Genomic DNA, 17,420 nt, shown 5'->3' with positions numbered 1-17,420 from the left:
GCCTCTTAGCTCCTTTTTCATTCCATATATCGATTTGTTTACATAACTTATATTATGTCGTCACTTCTTCACTCTTCGCAACACCCTTACGCCATAAGGCTCCAGCTGCAAGCTAGATGTTCCCACGTTTTCCTGCAAGAGCATGTCCCAATATTTGTCGTCATCCAGAGCAACCTCTTGCACTTGTTGACCAAAATTCATTAGGAATACATACGCATGCTTGCCATCCGTCCGAACCTGCGCCGTTACCTCAACGGGTAACTCGGTTTGCAGCACCGCTTCAATCCCAGCCGACGCAAGCACTTGCTTATAGAATGGATTCAAGAACCCCGCATCCGTTCGCGTCGCGATATAGTAGGCTTTGCCTTTGCCTAATGAATTTACAGTCAATGCAGGACGTCCTGCGAAGAAATCATCGCCATAGACGGCAAGTGTCTCCGCACCCTCCGTATGAATTAATTCACAGAGCTCGCGAGACTCGTACTCCCCTGCTAATCCTAACTCATTCCCGTCTAGACAAATCAATCGATTCTTCTCGTTATCATAAAGCGCATCGATCTCCTCGGACCAGATCCCAAGCGTTGTCCGAAGCGGGCCTGGGAACCCTCCTTGGAAGCACAGGTCATTCTCGTCAACGATTCCCGACCAATATGTCGTGACGAAAGTACCGCCTTTTGCAACAAACTGCTCGATGCGCTCTCCAACACCAGGACGAACCAAATACAGCATCGGTGCCACGATGAGCTTGTATTTACTGAAATCACAGTCCATATCGATCACATCGACGGGAACACCGCTCTCCCAGAATGCGCGATAGTGGCTGAGTATTGTTTGTTCATATTTGATCCCCATATTTCGCGGGCCTTGCGAATTCTTCACAGCCCAGCGATTTTCCCAGTCGAAAATCAAAGCCGTTTCGGCTGGCACCGAAGTCCCAATCACATCAGACAGCTTCTCCAATGCGACGCCAAGCTCAGCCACATCACGGAATACGCGTGTATGCTCATGCCCGACATGATCGATCACCGCACCGTGGAGCTTCTCACTGGCACCGCGACTCTTCCGCCATTGGAAGTATTGAACAGAATCAGAGCCATGCGCCACAGCCTGCAAGGAGGATAACATGTGCATGCCTGGCTTCTTCAACTTGGAGACAGCCTGCCAATTGGTTAGGCTTGGCGTGCTTTCCATCAGTAGAAACGGTTGTCCGCCTTTAAGCGAACGGAACATATCATGATTGAGGGCGAACCAAGCAGCTAAGTTGCGCTGATCTTGTGAATCATGCCAAGTTGGATACGCATCCCAAGAGATGACATCAAGGATTTCGGTGAATTTCCAATAGTTTAGCCCTTCAAAAGCATCCATAAAATTCGTTGTTACAGGCAGCTGCGCATTCGCAGCTTTCAGCGGGGCGATCTCATGACGGCAGAAATCTACCGTTTGATCCGTCACAAATCGTTTCCAATCCAAGTTCATGCCATGAACCAGGTTCTCACCGTGCGGTGCCGGAGACTCAATTTGAGACCAGCTCGTGTACGTATGACTCCAAAATGACGTCCACCACGCCATATTCAACGCGTCCAGCGTGCCATATTTCTGTTTCAACCAGCCTCGGAAGGCTTCTTGGCAATATGAGCAGTGGCATTCCCCACCATATTCGTTGGAAATATGCCAGCCCACGACAGCCGGATGCTGCGCGTAGCGCTCTGCCAGCCGAGCGTTCATCATTGCCACCTTTTCCCTGTACACAGGGGAGGTGAAGCACTGATTGTGACGTGCGCCGAATAAATTACGCACGCGATTCGCCCCAACTCGCAGTATCTCCGGGTACTGCTCCGCCATCCAAGCGGGCCTTGCGCCACTCGGCGTCGCAAGCCAAGCATAGATCCCATTCGCGGCGAAGGTGTCGAGCACGCGATCTAACCACTCGAAGGTATACGTACCTTCGGTTGGTTCAAGCGCGGACCATGCGAAGATGCCGATGGCCATGACATTACATTTCGCCAGCTTCATCATGCGGATGTCTTCTTCTAAAACCTGCGGATCATGCTGCCATTGATCAGGATTATAGTCAGCGCCGTGCATGAATACCGGCAATTTCGGGCTAATGGGTGGATAGGTAAGAGACAAACGGATCACCTCATAGATTCATATAATATAGAAATATGAACCCATTCTATCAGCTTCCTGTCCCTTTTTATACCCTATAAAATATCGATTACCTGTTCAATTTATAGACATCCGATCAGGGTAAGGTGGAGCTTTCGCTCCCCCTTACCCCAATTACATAAATACTAGCGAGTCATTCGAGTTAGTCGATTATTTCGACTAACTCATCCCACAGGCGTCGTTTTCATTCGAGTTAGTCGATTATTTCGACTAACTCATCCCACAGGCGCCGTTTTCATTCGAGTTAGTCGATTATTTCGACTAACAAATCCCACAGGCGCCGTTTTCATTCGAGTTAGTCGATTATTTCGACTAACTCACCCCGCAGGCGCCATTTTCATTCGAGTTAGTCGATTATTTCGACTAACTCACCCCGCAGGCGCCGTTTTCCATCGAGTTAGTCGATTATTTCGACTAACTCATCCATAACAAAACCGCCTCCTGCACGCAGGAAGCGGTCCTCACTCTTACTTTTTAGCTATAACAGGATCTGCTTGGCTTTGCATTTCAGCCACAATTTTATCAATACCTGCTTGCTTCAACTTGTCTTTGAAAATTTGCAAACCATGCGCAGCATCGCTAGGATCGACTAGACCATAGAACAATGGTTTTCCATAGGTTTCCATCACATTGCTGACAGCTGCAACTTCATTCTTCACTTTGGTATCATCGAATGTAAATGTTTCTAAAGGATGGTTAACTGTTACCGTCTTCTTCCAATTCTCTGTAAATTTGATTGTCTCTTCAGCAACGGTCGAATCCAGACGCTCATTCAATGAGTTCCAGCCCCATGGATCAGTACCTGATGGCGGGAAATCGGCCGAAGCAGGAAGAGGTTTAAACTGATCCTTGCCAATTGGTTCATAGTGCTTGCCTTTGATGCCGTAGTTCGTCAGATCATGAATTTCTGGGTCATAACGAAGAAGGTCAATCGCCATCAGTGCGCGCTCATAGTTCTTGGAGCCTGCGTGAATGGACATCCCGTTGTTGATGAACGGATTGGATAGACGTTTCTTGTCAGCACTTAGATCGTATAGCTCCACTTTCCAATCCGGATGCGTTGTTTGCATTTCGGATTTCGTGCGCAGCAAGGTTCCAAGATTCCACTCCACAGAAGCTAATTTACCGTCTTTAAAAGCTTGCGTTTTGTCCACTTTATTGGCAATCGCATCACGGGACCATGCTCCTGCTTTTTGTGTGTCGAACATTTTCTTAGCGAAAGTAGCGAATTCTGGTGTATCGACATAGTTGAAGAGTTTGCCCGTTGCTTCCGTTACTTTATAAACAATTGGCAGCTGCGGCACGACAAAGTTCCATTCATTCGGCTGCACTAATTCAACAGCATTAAATTCACTTACCCCAATACTTGGTTTGAAATCCTTCTCTTTCTCCGAGATCACCTTCAAGTAATTCACATAATCATCATACGTTTTCAACTCAGGCAAATTATTCTTCTTACGCAGATCACCACGAATACCGACCATATGATAGCTATATTCAAAATTATTTTGTGGAATCATATAAATTTTCCCGTTGATTTTTGCTTGCTCCCAAGCAACCTTTGGCTCTTCCGCCCATGTTTTTGGCGCGAATTTCTTGATCAGATCCTCAGTTAATGGCATGAAACCGTTCTTCGTAGCTTGCTGCGCATAATAGGACCAAGTCGCTGAGAACACAAGATCGAAGTCCTCATTCGCCGCAAACATCAATGGATATTTCTGTTGATATTCTCCCCAATCAAGAAAGCTGATATCTAGTGTTGCGTTAATTTTTTGCTTCATTAATTTGTTGACTTCCCCATATACCTCATCAAAAGCCTTCGGCTTGGAGCCTAATAAGACTGTTTTCAACTTAACTTCCTTGCTTGTATCAATACCCGTGCTAGCAGCCGCAGTCGCGGAAGCGCTTGCTTGTGGAACTGATGACGATGATGCACTTGGTGAAGGCGATGCTTCTTTCGTGCTGCAAGCTGACAGTACCGTTCCCATTGCAAATAAGGATGCTAGACTTAATGTGGCTAATTTCTTCGTGTTTGCCATGTTATTATTCTCCCCTTATAAAATGATAGATAAGTTATGATAAACCAGGAATTGGATTTCCCGGGGCTACCCTTTTTCCCTTTACCCTTTTACAGCGCCAACGGTTAAGCCTTGAACGAAATAACGCTGTACGAACGGATACAAGAAAATGATCGGTCCTGTGACAAGTATGGCTAAGGCCATTTTCAAGCTCTCGCCAGGCAAGTCTGTTACTTGCATACCGGTAATCGCCATAACCTTGCGGATCCCTTCGAGATTTCCTAGCATTTTATATAGTAAATATTGCAGGGTGTACAGCTTCTCATTCTGCACAAACAGCAACGAGTTAAACCAATCGTTCCAATAATTCAGAGCCGTGAACAAGCCAATCGTCGCTAGACCAGGTTTTGCCAAAGGGATAATCAATCGTATGAAGATCGTGATATCCCCTGCTCCATCAATTTTCGCTGACTCGGTAATGGCATCTGGGATACTCCGTAGGAATGTCCGTAAGATGATGATATAGAACACGTTTAACAATGGCGGGACAAGCAGCGCCCAGAACGTATTCTTCATGTGTAAATAGTTAACCATTAAGATATACCAAGGAACAAGTCCACCGTTAAACAGGGTTGTAAAGTAGAAGAAGAAGGAAAATCCGCTACGCCACTCAAAATCCTGACGTTGGAGCACATACGCTGCCATGGCAGAAATGAATAATCCAACAACTGTACCTGCCACCGTCAATGCAATAGTTAGCAAGTAAGAGCTCACGAACTGCTCTGGATGCTTGAGCGCGAACGTATAGGCATCCCACGAAAACTCCTTCGGCCATAATCGAAATCCATCGCTTGTAATCGACGATTCACTTGTTAATGATCCGCTAATGATGAGCAAGAACGGAATCAAGCATGCCAAACATATCACTACGATAAAGACATAGCCAAATATATCAAGGATTCGCTGATCGATTTGTTTCTTTTTCACACTGGACGTAATCATAGGTTCACCCCGCTAATTGCTGTAAGTTTAGAATAAGGCATTATCTTTATCCGATTTACGGACTAGGAAATTCGTCACCATGATGGTTACAAAACACAGAATCGATTGATAGAAACCAATAGCCGACGACATGCCGATTTCGTTGTTGACCAACAAGGAGCGATATACGTAAGTGTCAATCACATCCGTCGTTTCATACAGCAGGCCATTATTACCCACTAGCTGATAAAAGAGGCCGAAATCTCCACGGAATATGCCGCCAATCGCTAATAGGACAAGTATCGTAATCGTTGGTCGAAGTGATGGTAAGGTAATATATCGAATGCGTTGGAACACGTTAGCCCCATCGATTTCGGCTGCTTCGTACGTCTCACGATCAATGCTTAGAATGGAAGCCATATAGAATACAGCGCCATACCCCACCGCTTTCCAAGCTGAGAAGAAAACCAAGATATATTTCCAATATTCCGTTGTTGTGTAGATATCTAATTCAGGAATGTGCAAGGCTCGCAGCAGCGTGTTGACAGTTCCATGCTCGTAGTTGAACAAATTGTAAGCAACCGCTCCTACGACTACCCAGGATAAAAAGTAGGGTAAAAACATAATCGTTTGCGCTGTTTTACGAAACAGCTTGGACCCGATCTCCGCCATGAAGATGGCGACAATAATTTGCAGAACGTTATTAATCAGAATGAATGCCGCATTATAGAGCAGCGTGTTTCTGGTTACTCGGAAGGCATCCCCTGTTAGGAAGAAGAACTTGAAGTTGTCCAAACCTACCCAAGGAGACCCCATAATTCCTAAATCGTAGCGATACTGCTTGAACGCCAGCACAATGCCTGCCATTGGTACATAGCTGAAAAGCAAGAAGTAAAGCACTGCTGGCGCAATCATGAATAACAGCGCTTTCTTGGATCTCATGCGATACAGGAGTCCTGTTCTCATCTCTATCCTTTCCCCCATCCGTTTCTAGTTGTCTCTCTCCTGTATCTAAATTAACAGGTTACTTATTACGTGATAACCCGACAAAATATCGATTCCCTGTAACTTTTGCAGATGCCCCCTCCGACTAGTGGTATTGCATCACAATATAAGATAATCTATAGCTACAACTAAGGGGGGTTGCCCGTTATGAAGCTTCTATTCGTAGAAGATGAGAAATTCACACGTGAAGGTGTGCTGAAATCTGTCAGCTGGGAACGTCTCGGCATCAGCGAACTCATCGAAGCTGTGGATGGTCTGGACGCAGTTGCCATCGCCGAACAGTTCAAGCCAGACATCGTCCTCACTGATATTCGCATGCCGCGGATGGATGGGATCGAGCTTGCCTTTCACCTTCGCCGCAAATACCCGCAGTGCAAAATCGTCTTTATGAGCGGCTATGCCGATAAAGAATATTTGAAAGCCGCGATAGCCTTGAAAGCGGTTAGCTATGTAGAGAAACCAATCGATGTGGAAGAATTGGAAGAGGCATTGCGGGGTGCGATCGACATCGTGCTCGAAGAGCAGCGACATGTTGCGAATGATACGGTAGCCAAAGAGAACAAGAGCTACATGAAGCAAGAAGCCGCTTTGCAGCTAATTCGCGGCGGTTATGATGAAGAGATGCTGCGCAATCGCTTATTGGCTGCAGATTTCACAGCTGTTATGCAAGCGCCTGCGGCAACGGCGATGATGAAGTTAATTTCCCCCGGGCCTCATAAGGAGACGCTGGGATATTTAATTGATGAAGCACTGGCTATCGGCGAAAAGCCCTATTTGTACGCTTGGAAAGATGACCATCACGCAATCATTCACTTCTTTTCTCAGCAGCATGACTTCATTGAGATGAGCCAAGTTCAGCATTTATGCTATGTGCTTTCCACCGCTTTGAAGCGGGAATATGGCTTATTTTCGATCGCAGCAGGCAAAATCGTTCCTTCCGCTCATAAGCTGCAGGAGTCCTATACGAGTGCTGTGCTTCGCTTACAGGAATCATTTTTTCACAAACCCTGCTCCCTCATCTTGCATGATAACACGGGGAGCGACACTCACTCGCTGCATTATGTCGTGCAGCCTGAACAGCTCGTCCGCTTCACGGAAGCGTTAGCGGAAGAGAATTGGGCTGACGCAGCTCACCTGATATTCTCGATAACGTCTGACATCCGTCAGCATCCAGGCACGCTCATTGTCAGTGTGAAAGAACTTTATTATCGTTTGCTCCTCGAAATGGATAAGTTTGCACATAGTCGGAACATCACCCTCTTCGTCACCTCCGAGGAGAATGACGTGGCTTGGAAGCTAATTCTTGAATGCCAATATTTGGACGATATCCAACGTGTTATGTCGATAAAGCTAGATGATTTGAAAAATGCGATTCAAGAGCGCTCAACTGGCGGCTTGTCCTCCACAAGTTCACGCATTATGCGTTTCATTCATCTGCATTATGCTGACGACGATCTATCTGTACAGGATGTGAGCGATCATATGCAGATGACGGCTTCCCATCTGATTTCTATTTTCAAAGAAGCTACTGGAAAAACGATCAAGCAATACGTGACCGAATATCGGATGGACAAAGCGAAGGAGCTGCTGCGCAACAACCGGTTGAAGGTGCTGGATGTAGCTTCTCAAGTTGGCTTCAAGGACGGGGAACATTTCGCCAAGATCTTCCGTAAATCAACGGGCATGACGCCTTCCGAATACCGGGAGCGCTGCCAACTATGATCTTCTCCTTCATTCAAATGCTGCGCAAATGGCTGTATAACACGAAGCTGCGTCATAAAATCATGTACACCTATTTGCTGCTGATCATGCTGCCTCTCGGCTTCTATCAGTTCATTGCATCCGAGAAAATGTCCGATATCATCATCAATCATGTCACCTACTCAGCTAAGCAAGGCTTTGATCAGACGTATTCCTTTCTTAATTATCGTGTGCAGCGGATTGCAGAGACGACGAATATACTCGTTTCCAACTCCGCCATTTCGGACATTCTGATGGATAACAACGTAACAAGTGATATTAATCGGGAGCTGCAGGAATATGCTAATCTCAAAAAACTGCTCCGCTCCATGCAGGATAGCCTCGATATTTCACGCGTTATTCTGTATGTGCCGAGTGCGTTTATTTTCGCCAATGAGACCGAGAATTTCTTGCCATTGGATGAAACCGCAGACAGTCCTTGCTTTAATCGATTAAATGAGCTGCGTGCCAAATATTTATGGTGCTCAGCGCCTGAGTTAGGCAAGAAGTCTTCCCATGACAGTTCTTCACTTTACGTTGTCCGCAGTATTCTAGATCCTAACAATTACGCGAACCCGATCGGTCAATTGCGCGTGGATGTTCAAGCGGAAACGATTCGTTCTATGCTGAGCAAAGCCAATGTGGTTAGGAACAGTACGACCTTGCTGGTGGATCAAAATCACCAAATCGTCCTCTCCTCGGATCCGTCCGCTGTTACTCAAGTCGATCTACCGGAAACTTTGGACGATGCCGTCTCCACCACTTGGCAAACGAATAACAATTACTATTTGTTCAGGCAGCTTCCCTCCAATTGGGGGATGGTTACCATCATTCCACTCCATGAAGTTGTACAGCAGAGTCATCAGTTACGCAACGATTTGTTGGTCATTTTGCTCATTGTGTCCGTGATCGCTTACTTGTTAGCCTACCTTTTCTCCTTCTCCGTTACTCGACGAATCACCCAATTGACCAGCCGTCTGCGGGATGTACAGAAAGGAAATCTAATAGCGCTAGCTCAAACACAAGGGCGAGATGAAATTGGCGAGCTCATCCAGACGTATAATTACATGATTGAGCAAATAAGCTCTATGAATAAGGAACATTACCGGCTGGGACAAGAGGTCAAAAATGCGGAATTAAAAGCACTTCAATCGCAGATTAATCCGCATTTTCTCTACAATACGTTGGATCTGATTAACTGGATGGCAGACAGCGGACTGAACACAGACATTAAGAAGGTCGTCAAGGCACTTGCCCGTTTCTACAAAGTCAGCCTCAGCAGCGGCAAAGATATTATCACCCTGCGCGAAGAGCTGCAGCATGTTTCCTTTTATGTGCAGATTCAAAATATTCGTTTTGAAAATAAGATTGATTTTCAGATTGACGTTCCAGAAGCGTTACTTGGTCATCCGATTCCGAAAATCACCCTTCAGCCACTTGTCGAGAATGCCATTCTTCATGGTATTTTGGGACGAACGCAGCGTGAAGGCAGCATCTCGATCCGGGCTTATCTGGAAGATCAAACGATGCACCTGCTAATCAAAGATGATGGTGTAGGCATGAGTCCCAACCTCATCGAGGATATGATGGCGGGCATTAGCCGCAGTCGGATCGGTGGCAGCAGCTTCGGCGTCAAGAACGTTGGCGAACGTATTCGCCACTACTTCGGGGAACCTGCGACGCTAACATACCGAAGTGTCCCAGGTGTAGGGACCGAGGTTGAGATTACGTTTCCTTTTACAGAAGAGGAATTCTGAGGTTAAGGTGGTTGTATCATGAAACGTTTCTCGTTCCTTATGTGCTTTATCATCCTTCTTGCGGGTTGCTCTTCGCTGACGAGCTCCAAAACTTCAAGCAGTTATCCTAGCGTTGTGGCCTGGAATAACCACCTGTATGGGCTTTCAACTGCTGAAATATCTGCTCAAGACATTGGTAAGCAAATTGGACGAATTGAACGAAGAATTGCACCAATGCCCAAGAAAAACGGTGACGCGAATGATAAGCCCGTTGGCAGCCTTTTATTTGAGGTCAAGGGATCCGATGCAAATGAAGTCATCGCGGTTAAGGTCAATGACACCTATTTCAGGGCTTCGAAGCTGGCGCCATTGCAATAGAGGGATTTTAGGTACGGTGAAAAAGCCAGCGGATCTCCGCTGGCTTCTTACTGTTTGTGCTTACATTCGACAACCTTCATTTCTAACCCTCCTACCACTCCATCCGTTCATGGAGCGAAGTGATCTGGGCGATATGATGCCGATCATGCCAAACAAATCGTTGCAGAGCCATATCTAAGCTCATCACTCCGTGGGTCGGACTCGTAAAAGTCTTCATGAAATCTAAAGAATCTAAAGTGCGAAGCACGGCTACAAATCGAATATGTATAGCTGCCAGCATTTGTATCGATACTTCAATGGGCACATGATAATCTCCCAGCTCTGCCCATAACTCTTCCCTATAAGAGCTTGCGACAGGGCTATCCTCCGTTAACGCTCGTTTGAAACGAAGAAACGCATTCATATCACTATCTGCCAAATGATGAACGACTTGTTGAACGGTCCATCCACCTAGGCGATACGGAGTTAATCGTTGTTCTTGATTTAAGTTAATAACAATCCGGCTCAGTATATCCGCTGTTTCAGCGATGTCATTCATCCATTTGTCCCGCTGGGCTTGTGTTGGATGTTCGATGTACGCGAACTTCCCGATTGGATATCGAAGATGTTCCATATTCACGGTCTCTTCCCCCATCATTTCGCATTAATCCAATATGACTTCTTTGTTTGGATCCCTTAAATAATCAAACATTCGCTTCACCTGAGCAATCGTATTCCGTTCTGCAGATAATTCCGGCAGTTCATGTTCACCAAAAAATTGCACTTCGCTCGTTTCCACACCGCCTAAGGCATGCCCTCCAATGATTCTGCAAAGGATGAACATTTTATAAATGTGATAGGGTTCTGGTGGATGGCTATGGAACTTTTTATCAAGGACTGCGAGTAATTTAACCGGCACCACATCAAATCCGGCTTCTTCTTTGATTTCTTTCACCGCAACCTCAGACGGCGACAACCCAATATCGGCCCATCCTCCCGGGAGTGCCCAAGTACCATCTGCTTTTTCTCTCACGAGAAGAATTTTATCATCTTCAAAAACGACCCCTCGAATATCAACCTTCGGAGTTGCATACCCGGTTTCATTGGCGAAGCTAAGGTTAATTTTATCCATGCCCACAGAAGTATAGGTAGCCATAATTTCAACGCTTATTTCCCGCAATGCTTGGAATCGTTCTAGATCGTAAACATCCTTCGAATAGGTTAAGCCGATTTGCGCAATCGATTGAATTTGCTTTGCCCAGTCTAACCATTTATGGCTTGGAAGGCGATCCTCCATAAGCAGCTTATAAAACTGTTCAATTCTTGTAAAAATAAAATCCGGCTCCATTTCGAAATGTGTACTTTGATACGTAGAAAGCCATTGCACACCATACGTCCGCAAGCCAGCTGATTTACCTGCCCGAATATCCGCATTACTATCACCAACAAACACAGCCTCATCTTTCGAAACGTCTAGATACGTCAGAGCAGTGATAATCCCTTCTGGATCTGGCTTAGGCCATTGTACGTCATCACCCGTGATCACAATATCAAAAAAGTTCGACAAATGGAGGGCTTCAGATGAAATCTGATACGCTTTTCTGCTTTTGCCTGTGATAATGCCCATTTTCGTAGCATTCGATTTCAAATACGTGAGAAGTTGATACATGTCGTCTGACATAGGTACTTCTGCAGCATGATTCTTTTCATAAATTAGGTAATAATCAGAGATGGCATCGTCAACTCTGTCCTTATTTCCAAAATTAACAGTTATGATTTCGTCTTCGGTTGGACCAAACATGGCGATCAGTTCATCAGTGGAGACTTCGCGATCATCGTACTTTTTAAAAACATATTTAAAGGCATAAAAAGATAACGGCAATGTATCCGCCAGCGTCCCATCAAAATCGAATAAAACAGCCTTAATCCTCATCGTTCACACTCCTACTTTTCTCCCGATATATAACAAATGCGAAGAAATCCCTAATACCGATGGATCGCGGGCTATACGGATAAGAAGTTCAATGAACGCATCCTTTTCCCCACGTTCAGTCCAATATTGCTTCTGTTCATTCGATATCAAAGCACCTAGGTTGGAAGAACCAATCAGATCTAACGTTGCAAATCCCTGGCTTTCCATAAAAGGCTTAATATCTTCGACATTGTAATAGTACGCGCCTGTAAATCGGCCTGCATCTGTATGATTAAAAGTGCCTTCGTTTATAAAATGCGCAATCGCAGCCATATTGTCATTCGGTTTCCATGCTTGAGGGTACAGAAGTGATGTCAAAAGCATTCGCGTCCGGCTTTGAAAAGCGACAAAAACGATACCATTTTCCTTAGTTACTCGATGTAATTCCCTTGCGGCAGCTATTCGCTCTTCTTCTTCCTGCAAATGATAAAGAGGACCCAGCATCAATGAAGCATCGAAGGTTTCATCAGCAATTCCCTGCAAATTCGTTGCATTCAGCGAATGAAAACTAGTAAACCTATCTGCTAAGCCCAATTCAATGGCTTTATCTTTCGCGAGCTCGACGAGATTAGGTGTTAGATCCGAGAGGGTCACGTTATACCCATTCTTTGCTAATTCCATTGCGTATTTGCCTGGTCCAGCCCCATTATCGAGGATATGACCTCCGTTAGGGAGATACTTCTTCATGTAGTGCCAATTCACCGTAAACTCGATAGGCTCGCGATCCAGTCTTCCCCATTCATCAAACTTGGCATAGTAATCGATCACATTCTTCATTCGGTTTCCTCCCTTTTTGAAATACAAAAAAACCTATCGCCTACAAAGAGGCGATAGGTTTAACCTTCGCGGTACCACTCTTCTTGATTTGCAACACAAACACGTACAAATCCTTGAGACCCGATCTCGGAGGTTAACCGTTAAGATCTACTGAACACTTCGATCTTACCGCTCAAGGGTGAGTTGGGGAATGCTATTGACTGTCTTCCACCGAATCGACAGCTCTCTGGACAATAGGGGTTCCTTACTAGTCCCAATCATTGCGTTTACATATGAAATTAGAAAGTATTGATGTAAGTTTATATTCCCAAATACTTCCTGTCAATTGCTCTTTTTCAAGACTACTAGCAATTCGCTTTGTCTCGAGCTCCAAGCTCGACATCCAAAGAAAAAATCCACCTCTTGATGAGGTGGCTTTGATTTGAATATTCTCGTATCCGAAAAGACTATAAATGCTGTTTCAATTGATCAATAATATCCGCATATTCTTGCTCGCTCAGCTGCTTATTGTCAGCCGGATTCATCTCGAACATTTTCCCCCACGTGTAACCATCCTTACATTTCGGCACAATGTGGAAGTGAACATGAGGCATCGTGTCGCCAAAAGCGCCATAATTAATCTTGTCCGGTGAAAAAGCTCGCTCAATCGCTGCAGCTGCTTGGGCCACATCGCGCATATAGGCATCCTGCTTCTCCTGGGACAAGTGGAAGAATTCAGTATGATGCTCATTCAAAGCAACAATACAGCGCCCCTTATACGTTTGTTCTTTAAACAAATACAGGGTCGAAACACGCAATTGACCGATTTCAATCATCAAATTAGCTAATGCCTCATTCTTGCTGCAATAATTACATACTTGGCTCATTGTGGAAGTCTCCTATTCTAGCGATTAGTGAGTGGGGATTGTTTCCTAGTATCATAGCATAATACAGATAATAGCATGTACACAAAGTCAATCCAATCTTAACAGTACGGCTCCGCCAACTTCCTAACACGCTCTATACCATCCCACATATCACCAGGACCATCGTACACAAGAGTTAGAGGTCCTTCATAGCCAGCCTGCTTGGCGATGTCTAAGCAGCGAATAAACTCAACTTCATCCGGAATTCCTTCGGCGTTCGTTTGCGCTTTGGCGTGAATGGATTCACTATGTGGAATCGTCCGAGTGAGGTCGTCGTATTTCCCTGCGCCTTTGAAATTTCCGAAATCTGAAGTAAAACCAAGAATATCCCCACATCCTCCCAACAAAGCAACACAATTATCCGCTGTAGATGAAAGTGATTTGAAATTCTCTGTCACCACGCGCACGCCATGAGCAGCCCCATATTGCCCGAGCTCACGCAGTGCCTCTATGGATCTTCCTAATGCTTCTCGGTCCTCTGGCGCCGCTTCCCCAGCAATTACACGAACCCTTTCGGCTCCCGTTAGTGCCGCGACGTCAATCCAGCTTTTGATCCATGCCATATCAGATTGCCTTCGTTCTTCATCCGCGCTTGAGATATCTCCATATTCGAGCAAAAGCGTATAGAAACGCAGATCAGCATCTGTAAATGCGTTCTTCAACGCTTGAAGATACTCCTTACTCGTCTCTGGAAAATGAAAATGACACACTTCCAGTGACGTAAACCCCTTGCCCGCTAGAACCACCGGTAATTCAAGCAAGGAAAGCAGCTCTGGCTGATCTTGAGCATCTGTATATGGCTTGCGCGTGCTCTCATCCCAGCGTGTCCACCGCAATGGCCCCAGATTGCGATGCAAACTCCAACTTGTCAATGATAGAAATGGCATAGCTTCCATCCTTTCCATACTTCTTTTTGGAAGTATCTTATCAAACTCACTGTAGAATCACCATATTCGAATAGGCAGAAAGATGTCTTATTGTGCTATTTTTTTAGCTATGAAGATAATTTAATGGTATTAATAATTAATGTTATTAAATGTATGTAACAAAACAAAAAAGCAGGTCGCCTCAACGCCTGCTCTCTTCCATCTACTTCATTCGTTCCAACAGCTCCGCTAAACGCTCATATGAATCCTGCATCCCTTGCTCCATGCCAGAGTGCAGCATGCCATCCCGATCCGCGACTGACTGAAATACAGATTCCATCACCAGTTTTGTCTGACCGCCTTCAAGCGCTTCAAATTTGGCTGTTTCAAGGATAACATGTCCCTTCTCCGGGAGTCCTTCAAACTCAAAGGTTTGAATAATTCGTTCAGGTGCTGTAACTTCATGGTACACGCCGCGAAATGCATACGCGTTCCCAATGCTATCCCGATGGATATATCGCCAGCTGCCGCCATTCCTCGGTTCAAATGTCTCCAATTCCATCGTCAACGCCCGAGGTCCAAGCCATTCCACGATAAGCTTCGCATCCGTAAACGCTTTAAACACAAGCTCTCGTGGCGCATTGAACACACGTGTCATACAAATCTGCTGTCCTCCAGGTTCATAGGTGAGAATCGCTTCATTTTTAATCATGACTCCGCACTTCCTTTCCTCATCGTACCTTCTTACTATCATAATCGAAATTACTTCCATAATCCAAAGAATACAACGTTTACCTCGGGATGCGGCCAAAAGCCTTCAACGTCATCAAATGCTGTAAGGTCAAATATCCCTTCCACTCGGCCTTGGCTTGCTGCCATTCCTCTTCAAATCTCCCCCACGCCCAGTTCGGCTCCCAGCTCCCATCCTGACCTTGCTTTTGAATCAAAGCATCTAAGTCGGAAGAGAGTGCATCCTGATAGTTGTCATAAAAAGGAGATTCAGGACTGTCCACGATTTGAAGTGGAACCGCACAGTAACCGGCCCTGTCAGCTGGATTTTTCACTACACAGTTGTCGAGAAATGCTTCCATTGTTGGTTTGAATTCTTTTTGTACATCCATAGGCAATCGAGTAAACAATCTCACATAGCAAAAAAGTTCATGCATGTCTTTTAACTCAGATGTATGTAACAAATGTTCAAAGCATTTCGTTTGTAACTCCGATTTTAATGACTTATCTGCAAGCTCTGAGAACTCATAGAAATAGCCGAGAATTTCAGCATTTGGGTTCCCCCAATGAGCCTGAAAACCCTGATAATTCCACCATATCGCACGCGGAGCTTCATTTGCAGCCGATGTGATGATTTCCCAGCCTTGATATCGACCGATGAACGTATTTTTCAGATAATCAAAACAATCTTTCACCATGCTTACTCTAACGTCTGAGTTGATTTTGGACAAATATTGAAGCGCATGTGTTGTAGCTAGCACAGAAGATGCTTCACATCGAAGATCTGGCTCAAGTGCCCGACCGAAGCCATGATCTTCGTTCTGATAGATGTTAAGCGCGGCTATTACGTCTGCAGGGTCTCCATCCTCGAACTCGTACAGAAACATAACCTTCTCAATTTCTCTCGCCTGACTAAGTAGAAAGTCTCGTGCTCTGGCAAATTGCGCGCTAGACAAAATCATCAATCTCGCTCCCCTATTTATCCATAGTTTAAGTACTTAGTTCATGCTGCTTTCTCCGATAGAAGATCACAGCTCCAAACACAACAACACACGCCATAGAAAGCCATGAACTATAGAGAAAAACTTGTCTCATTCCATAAGCAGCGCTAGCAATGCCACCTAAGAAGCTACCGATGATTCGAGCCGCCCCAAGGCTAAGTAAGCCGTTAAGGGTTTGTCCGCTTGCTTTCCATTCCGCTGGTACTTCGCGATTAATAATCGTGGCTATCGTAACCGAAAGAACGATAAAGATGAGTCCATGCAAAACTTGTACCGGTAATATCCAGTGTGCCACTTCAATCTTAGAGAATAAGAACCACCGGATGGATGATGCCAAGGCTGCAACGAGAAAAATGATCGAGACGGGAATTCGCTTGAATATTTTTGCTGAAAATAATAGAAAGGGCAGCTCACTCAAGGACGAAATTGTCATCGACCAGCCTAACATCACACTATCCCCGCCCATTTCCTTGAAATAGATTGGGAAGAAAGCGTAATAATAGCCAAGTGTGATTTGGATAATAAAATTTAAGCTTAAATAGAACATGAGTTTACCATTTTTGAAAAGTTCACGGAATTTCCGCCCCATCACATGTGCCTGACGCCCAACTGCAGCCGGAAACCGCCATAAACAAAGCAGCGCAGCGACCATTGTACAAGCATAAACCAGAAACATCGAATCAATGTAAGACTTGGCAATGAACCCGAAAAGGAGTGACATCATGGCGAAGCCTACCGTTCCTCCCAGCCGAATCACCCCAAAGCTCCATGTAGGTTGCCGATCTAATTCCTCTAGAGTAATGGCATCACTTAGTGCAAATATGGAGGTCTGGAAAAAGGTGAAAATACAAATAAAAACAAGCATATAGAGAAATTGATGCGAGACCGGGAAGAATAAGATCGAAATACCGCTGCCTATGATTAATATTCGCAGGATTTGATTCTTCGATTTGGCACGATCCCCTAAAGCCCCCCATACGGGTTGACCAATCATTGCAATCAAGGGACCGAGACTCAGAAGGAGCCCGATCTGCTCCTGAGTGAACTTGGCGTTGTTGAGATACACCGGCATGAAAGTTCCATACACCGCATTTCCCATGTAAATGACGGCATAAAAAAATAAAAATACATTCAGTTTCGTAGCTGTTCCCTTCTTTCCTCTGT

15 protein-coding genes and 1 other annotated feature are annotated in these 17,420 nt (G+C 45.2%); of the genes, 3 read left to right on the top strand and 12 right to left on the bottom strand.

Annotated features, from left to right (window positions below; translation table 11 throughout):
• Positions 1-60 precede the first annotated feature (60 nt).
• The 4 genes from AC58QO_RS05715 to AC58QO_RS05700 all read right to left on the bottom strand — a co-directional run bounded on the left by AC58QO_RS05715 (position 61) and on the right by AC58QO_RS05700 (position 6,134).
• Positions 61-2,085 carry a beta-galactosidase gene (locus AC58QO_RS05715; RefSeq protein WP_497264400.1) on the bottom strand — a complete coding sequence of 675 codons (2,025 nt, stop codon included), beginning with the start codon at positions 2,083-2,085 and terminating at the stop codon, positions 61-63.
• Positions 2,086-2,636: 551 nt separating this feature from the next.
• Positions 2,637-4,208 carry an ABC transporter substrate-binding protein gene (locus tag AC58QO_RS05710; RefSeq protein ID WP_497264272.1) on the bottom strand — a complete coding sequence of 524 codons (1,572 nt, stop codon included), beginning with the start codon at positions 4,206-4,208 and terminating at the stop codon, positions 2,637-2,639.
• A gap of 81 nt (positions 4,209-4,289) precedes the next feature.
• Complete coding sequence (locus tag AC58QO_RS05705; RefSeq protein ID WP_497264271.1) at positions 4,290-5,189, bottom strand: carbohydrate ABC transporter permease; 900 nt, start codon at positions 5,187-5,189, stop codon at positions 4,290-4,292.
• Between the two features lie 27 nt (positions 5,190-5,216).
• Complete coding sequence (locus AC58QO_RS05700; RefSeq protein ID WP_497264270.1) at positions 5,217-6,134, bottom strand: ABC transporter permease; 918 nt, start codon at positions 6,132-6,134, stop codon at positions 5,217-5,219.
• Positions 6,135-6,320: 186 nt separating this feature from the next.
• On the opposite strand from AC58QO_RS05700, the gene AC58QO_RS05695 reads away from it, so the two are divergent.
• Genes AC58QO_RS05695 through AC58QO_RS05685 form a run of 3 tightly spaced genes read left to right on the top strand, consistent with a single transcriptional unit; the run spans position 6,321 to position 10,027 of the window.
• Entirely contained in the window at positions 6,321-7,895 is a 1,575-nt protein-coding gene (locus AC58QO_RS05695) for a response regulator (RefSeq protein WP_497264269.1), read from the top strand.
• On the top strand, positions 7,892-9,670 hold the full coding sequence (locus AC58QO_RS05690; protein ID WP_497264268.1) for a cache domain-containing sensor histidine kinase: 1,779 nt from the start codon (positions 7,892-7,894) through the stop codon (positions 9,668-9,670). The genes AC58QO_RS05695 and AC58QO_RS05690 overlap by 4 nt, the downstream gene beginning before the upstream one ends.
• Positions 9,671-9,688: 18 nt before the next feature.
• Positions 9,689-10,027, top strand: coding sequence for a hypothetical protein (locus AC58QO_RS05685; RefSeq protein ID WP_497264267.1), 339 nt, complete (start codon positions 9,689-9,691; stop codon positions 10,025-10,027).
• 91 nt (positions 10,028-10,118) lie between these two features.
• On the opposite strand, the gene AC58QO_RS05680 is transcribed toward AC58QO_RS05685, so the two are convergent.
• The 8 genes from AC58QO_RS05680 to AC58QO_RS05645 all read right to left on the bottom strand — a co-directional run bounded on the left by AC58QO_RS05680 (position 10,119) and on the right by AC58QO_RS05645 (position 17,391).
• Positions 10,119-10,640: a YfiT family bacillithiol transferase gene (locus tag AC58QO_RS05680; protein ID WP_497264399.1), complete on the bottom strand. Its 522-nt coding sequence runs from the start codon at positions 10,638-10,640 to the stop codon at positions 10,119-10,121.
• Positions 10,641-10,670: 30 nt separating this feature from the next.
• Positions 10,671-11,939, bottom strand: a complete 1,269-nt coding sequence (locus tag AC58QO_RS05675; RefSeq protein ID WP_497264266.1) for an NUDIX hydrolase N-terminal domain-containing protein — start codon at positions 11,937-11,939, stop codon at positions 10,671-10,673.
• A 3-nt stretch (positions 11,940-11,942) separates the two neighbouring features.
• The gene (locus AC58QO_RS05670; RefSeq protein ID WP_497264265.1) at positions 11,943-12,755 is read right to left on the bottom strand and encodes a class I SAM-dependent methyltransferase; all 813 of its coding nucleotides are present in this window, start codon (positions 12,753-12,755) and stop codon (positions 11,943-11,945) included.
• Positions 12,756-12,798: 43 nt separating this feature from the next.
• Positions 12,799-13,025: a binding site (T-box leader), on the bottom strand.
• Between the two features lie 176 nt (positions 13,026-13,201).
• Positions 13,202-13,621 carry an HIT family protein gene (locus AC58QO_RS05665; RefSeq protein ID WP_497264264.1) on the bottom strand — a complete coding sequence of 140 codons (420 nt, stop codon included), beginning with the start codon at positions 13,619-13,621 and terminating at the stop codon, positions 13,202-13,204.
• 98 nt (positions 13,622-13,719) lie between these two features.
• A complete protein-coding gene (locus AC58QO_RS05660; RefSeq protein WP_497264263.1) occupies positions 13,720-14,547 on the bottom strand; it encodes a sugar phosphate isomerase/epimerase family protein in 828 nt (275 codons plus the stop codon).
• A 202-nt stretch (positions 14,548-14,749) separates the two neighbouring features.
• Complete coding sequence (locus AC58QO_RS05655; protein WP_497264262.1) at positions 14,750-15,238, bottom strand: SRPBCC family protein; 489 nt, start codon at positions 15,236-15,238, stop codon at positions 14,750-14,752.
• Between the two features lie 79 nt (positions 15,239-15,317).
• Positions 15,318-16,217, bottom strand: coding sequence for a hypothetical protein (locus tag AC58QO_RS05650; protein ID WP_497264261.1), 900 nt, complete (start codon positions 16,215-16,217; stop codon positions 15,318-15,320).
• Between the two features lie 28 nt (positions 16,218-16,245).
• The gene (locus AC58QO_RS05645) at positions 16,246-17,391 is read right to left on the bottom strand and encodes an MFS transporter (RefSeq protein WP_497264398.1); all 1,146 of its coding nucleotides are present in this window, start codon (positions 17,389-17,391) and stop codon (positions 16,246-16,248) included.
• Between the last annotated feature and the right edge of the window lie 29 nt (positions 17,392-17,420).

This window comes from Paenibacillus sp. J31R30 (genome assembly GCF_059692115.1).
The sequence above is the reverse complement of the archived record's forward strand: the minus strand, read 5'-3'. Positions and strand labels throughout refer to the sequence as shown.

Coding starts and splice junctions, on each gene's coding strand:
- AC58QO_RS05715 (WP_497264400.1), bottom strand. CDS start 2,085: ATGCACGGCGCTGACTATAATCCTGATCAATGGCAGCATGATCCGCAG.
- AC58QO_RS05665 (WP_497264264.1), bottom strand. CDS start 13,621: ATGAGCCAAGTATGTAATTATTGCAGCAAGAATGAGGCATTAGCTAAT.
- AC58QO_RS05685 (WP_497264267.1), top strand. CDS start 9,689: ATGAAACGTTTCTCGTTCCTTATGTGCTTTATCATCCTTCTTGCGGGT.
- AC58QO_RS05660 (WP_497264263.1), bottom strand. CDS start 14,547: ATGCCATTTCTATCATTGACAAGTTGGAGTTTGCATCGCAATCTGGGG.
- AC58QO_RS05710 (WP_497264272.1), bottom strand. CDS start 4,208: ATGGCAAACACGAAGAAATTAGCCACATTAAGTCTAGCATCCTTATTT.
- AC58QO_RS05680 (WP_497264399.1), bottom strand. CDS start 10,640: ATGGAACATCTTCGATATCCAATCGGGAAGTTCGCGTACATCGAACAT.
- AC58QO_RS05670 (WP_497264265.1), bottom strand. CDS start 12,755: ATGAAGAATGTGATCGATTACTATGCCAAGTTTGATGAATGGGGAAGA.
- AC58QO_RS05705 (WP_497264271.1), bottom strand. CDS start 5,189: ATGATTACGTCCAGTGTGAAAAAGAAACAAATCGATCAGCGAATCCTT.
- AC58QO_RS05675 (WP_497264266.1), bottom strand. CDS start 11,939: ATGAGGATTAAGGCTGTTTTATTCGATTTTGATGGGACGCTGGCGGAT.
- AC58QO_RS05650 (WP_497264261.1), bottom strand. CDS start 16,217: ATGATTTTGTCTAGCGCGCAATTTGCCAGAGCACGAGACTTTCTACTT.
- AC58QO_RS05655 (WP_497264262.1), bottom strand. CDS start 15,238: ATGATTAAAAATGAAGCGATTCTCACCTATGAACCTGGAGGACAGCAG.
- AC58QO_RS05695 (WP_497264269.1), top strand. CDS start 6,321: ATGAAGCTTCTATTCGTAGAAGATGAGAAATTCACACGTGAAGGTGTG.
- AC58QO_RS05700 (WP_497264270.1), bottom strand. CDS start 6,134: ATGAGAACAGGACTCCTGTATCGCATGAGATCCAAGAAAGCGCTGTTA.
- AC58QO_RS05690 (WP_497264268.1), top strand. CDS start 7,892: ATGATCTTCTCCTTCATTCAAATGCTGCGCAAATGGCTGTATAACACG.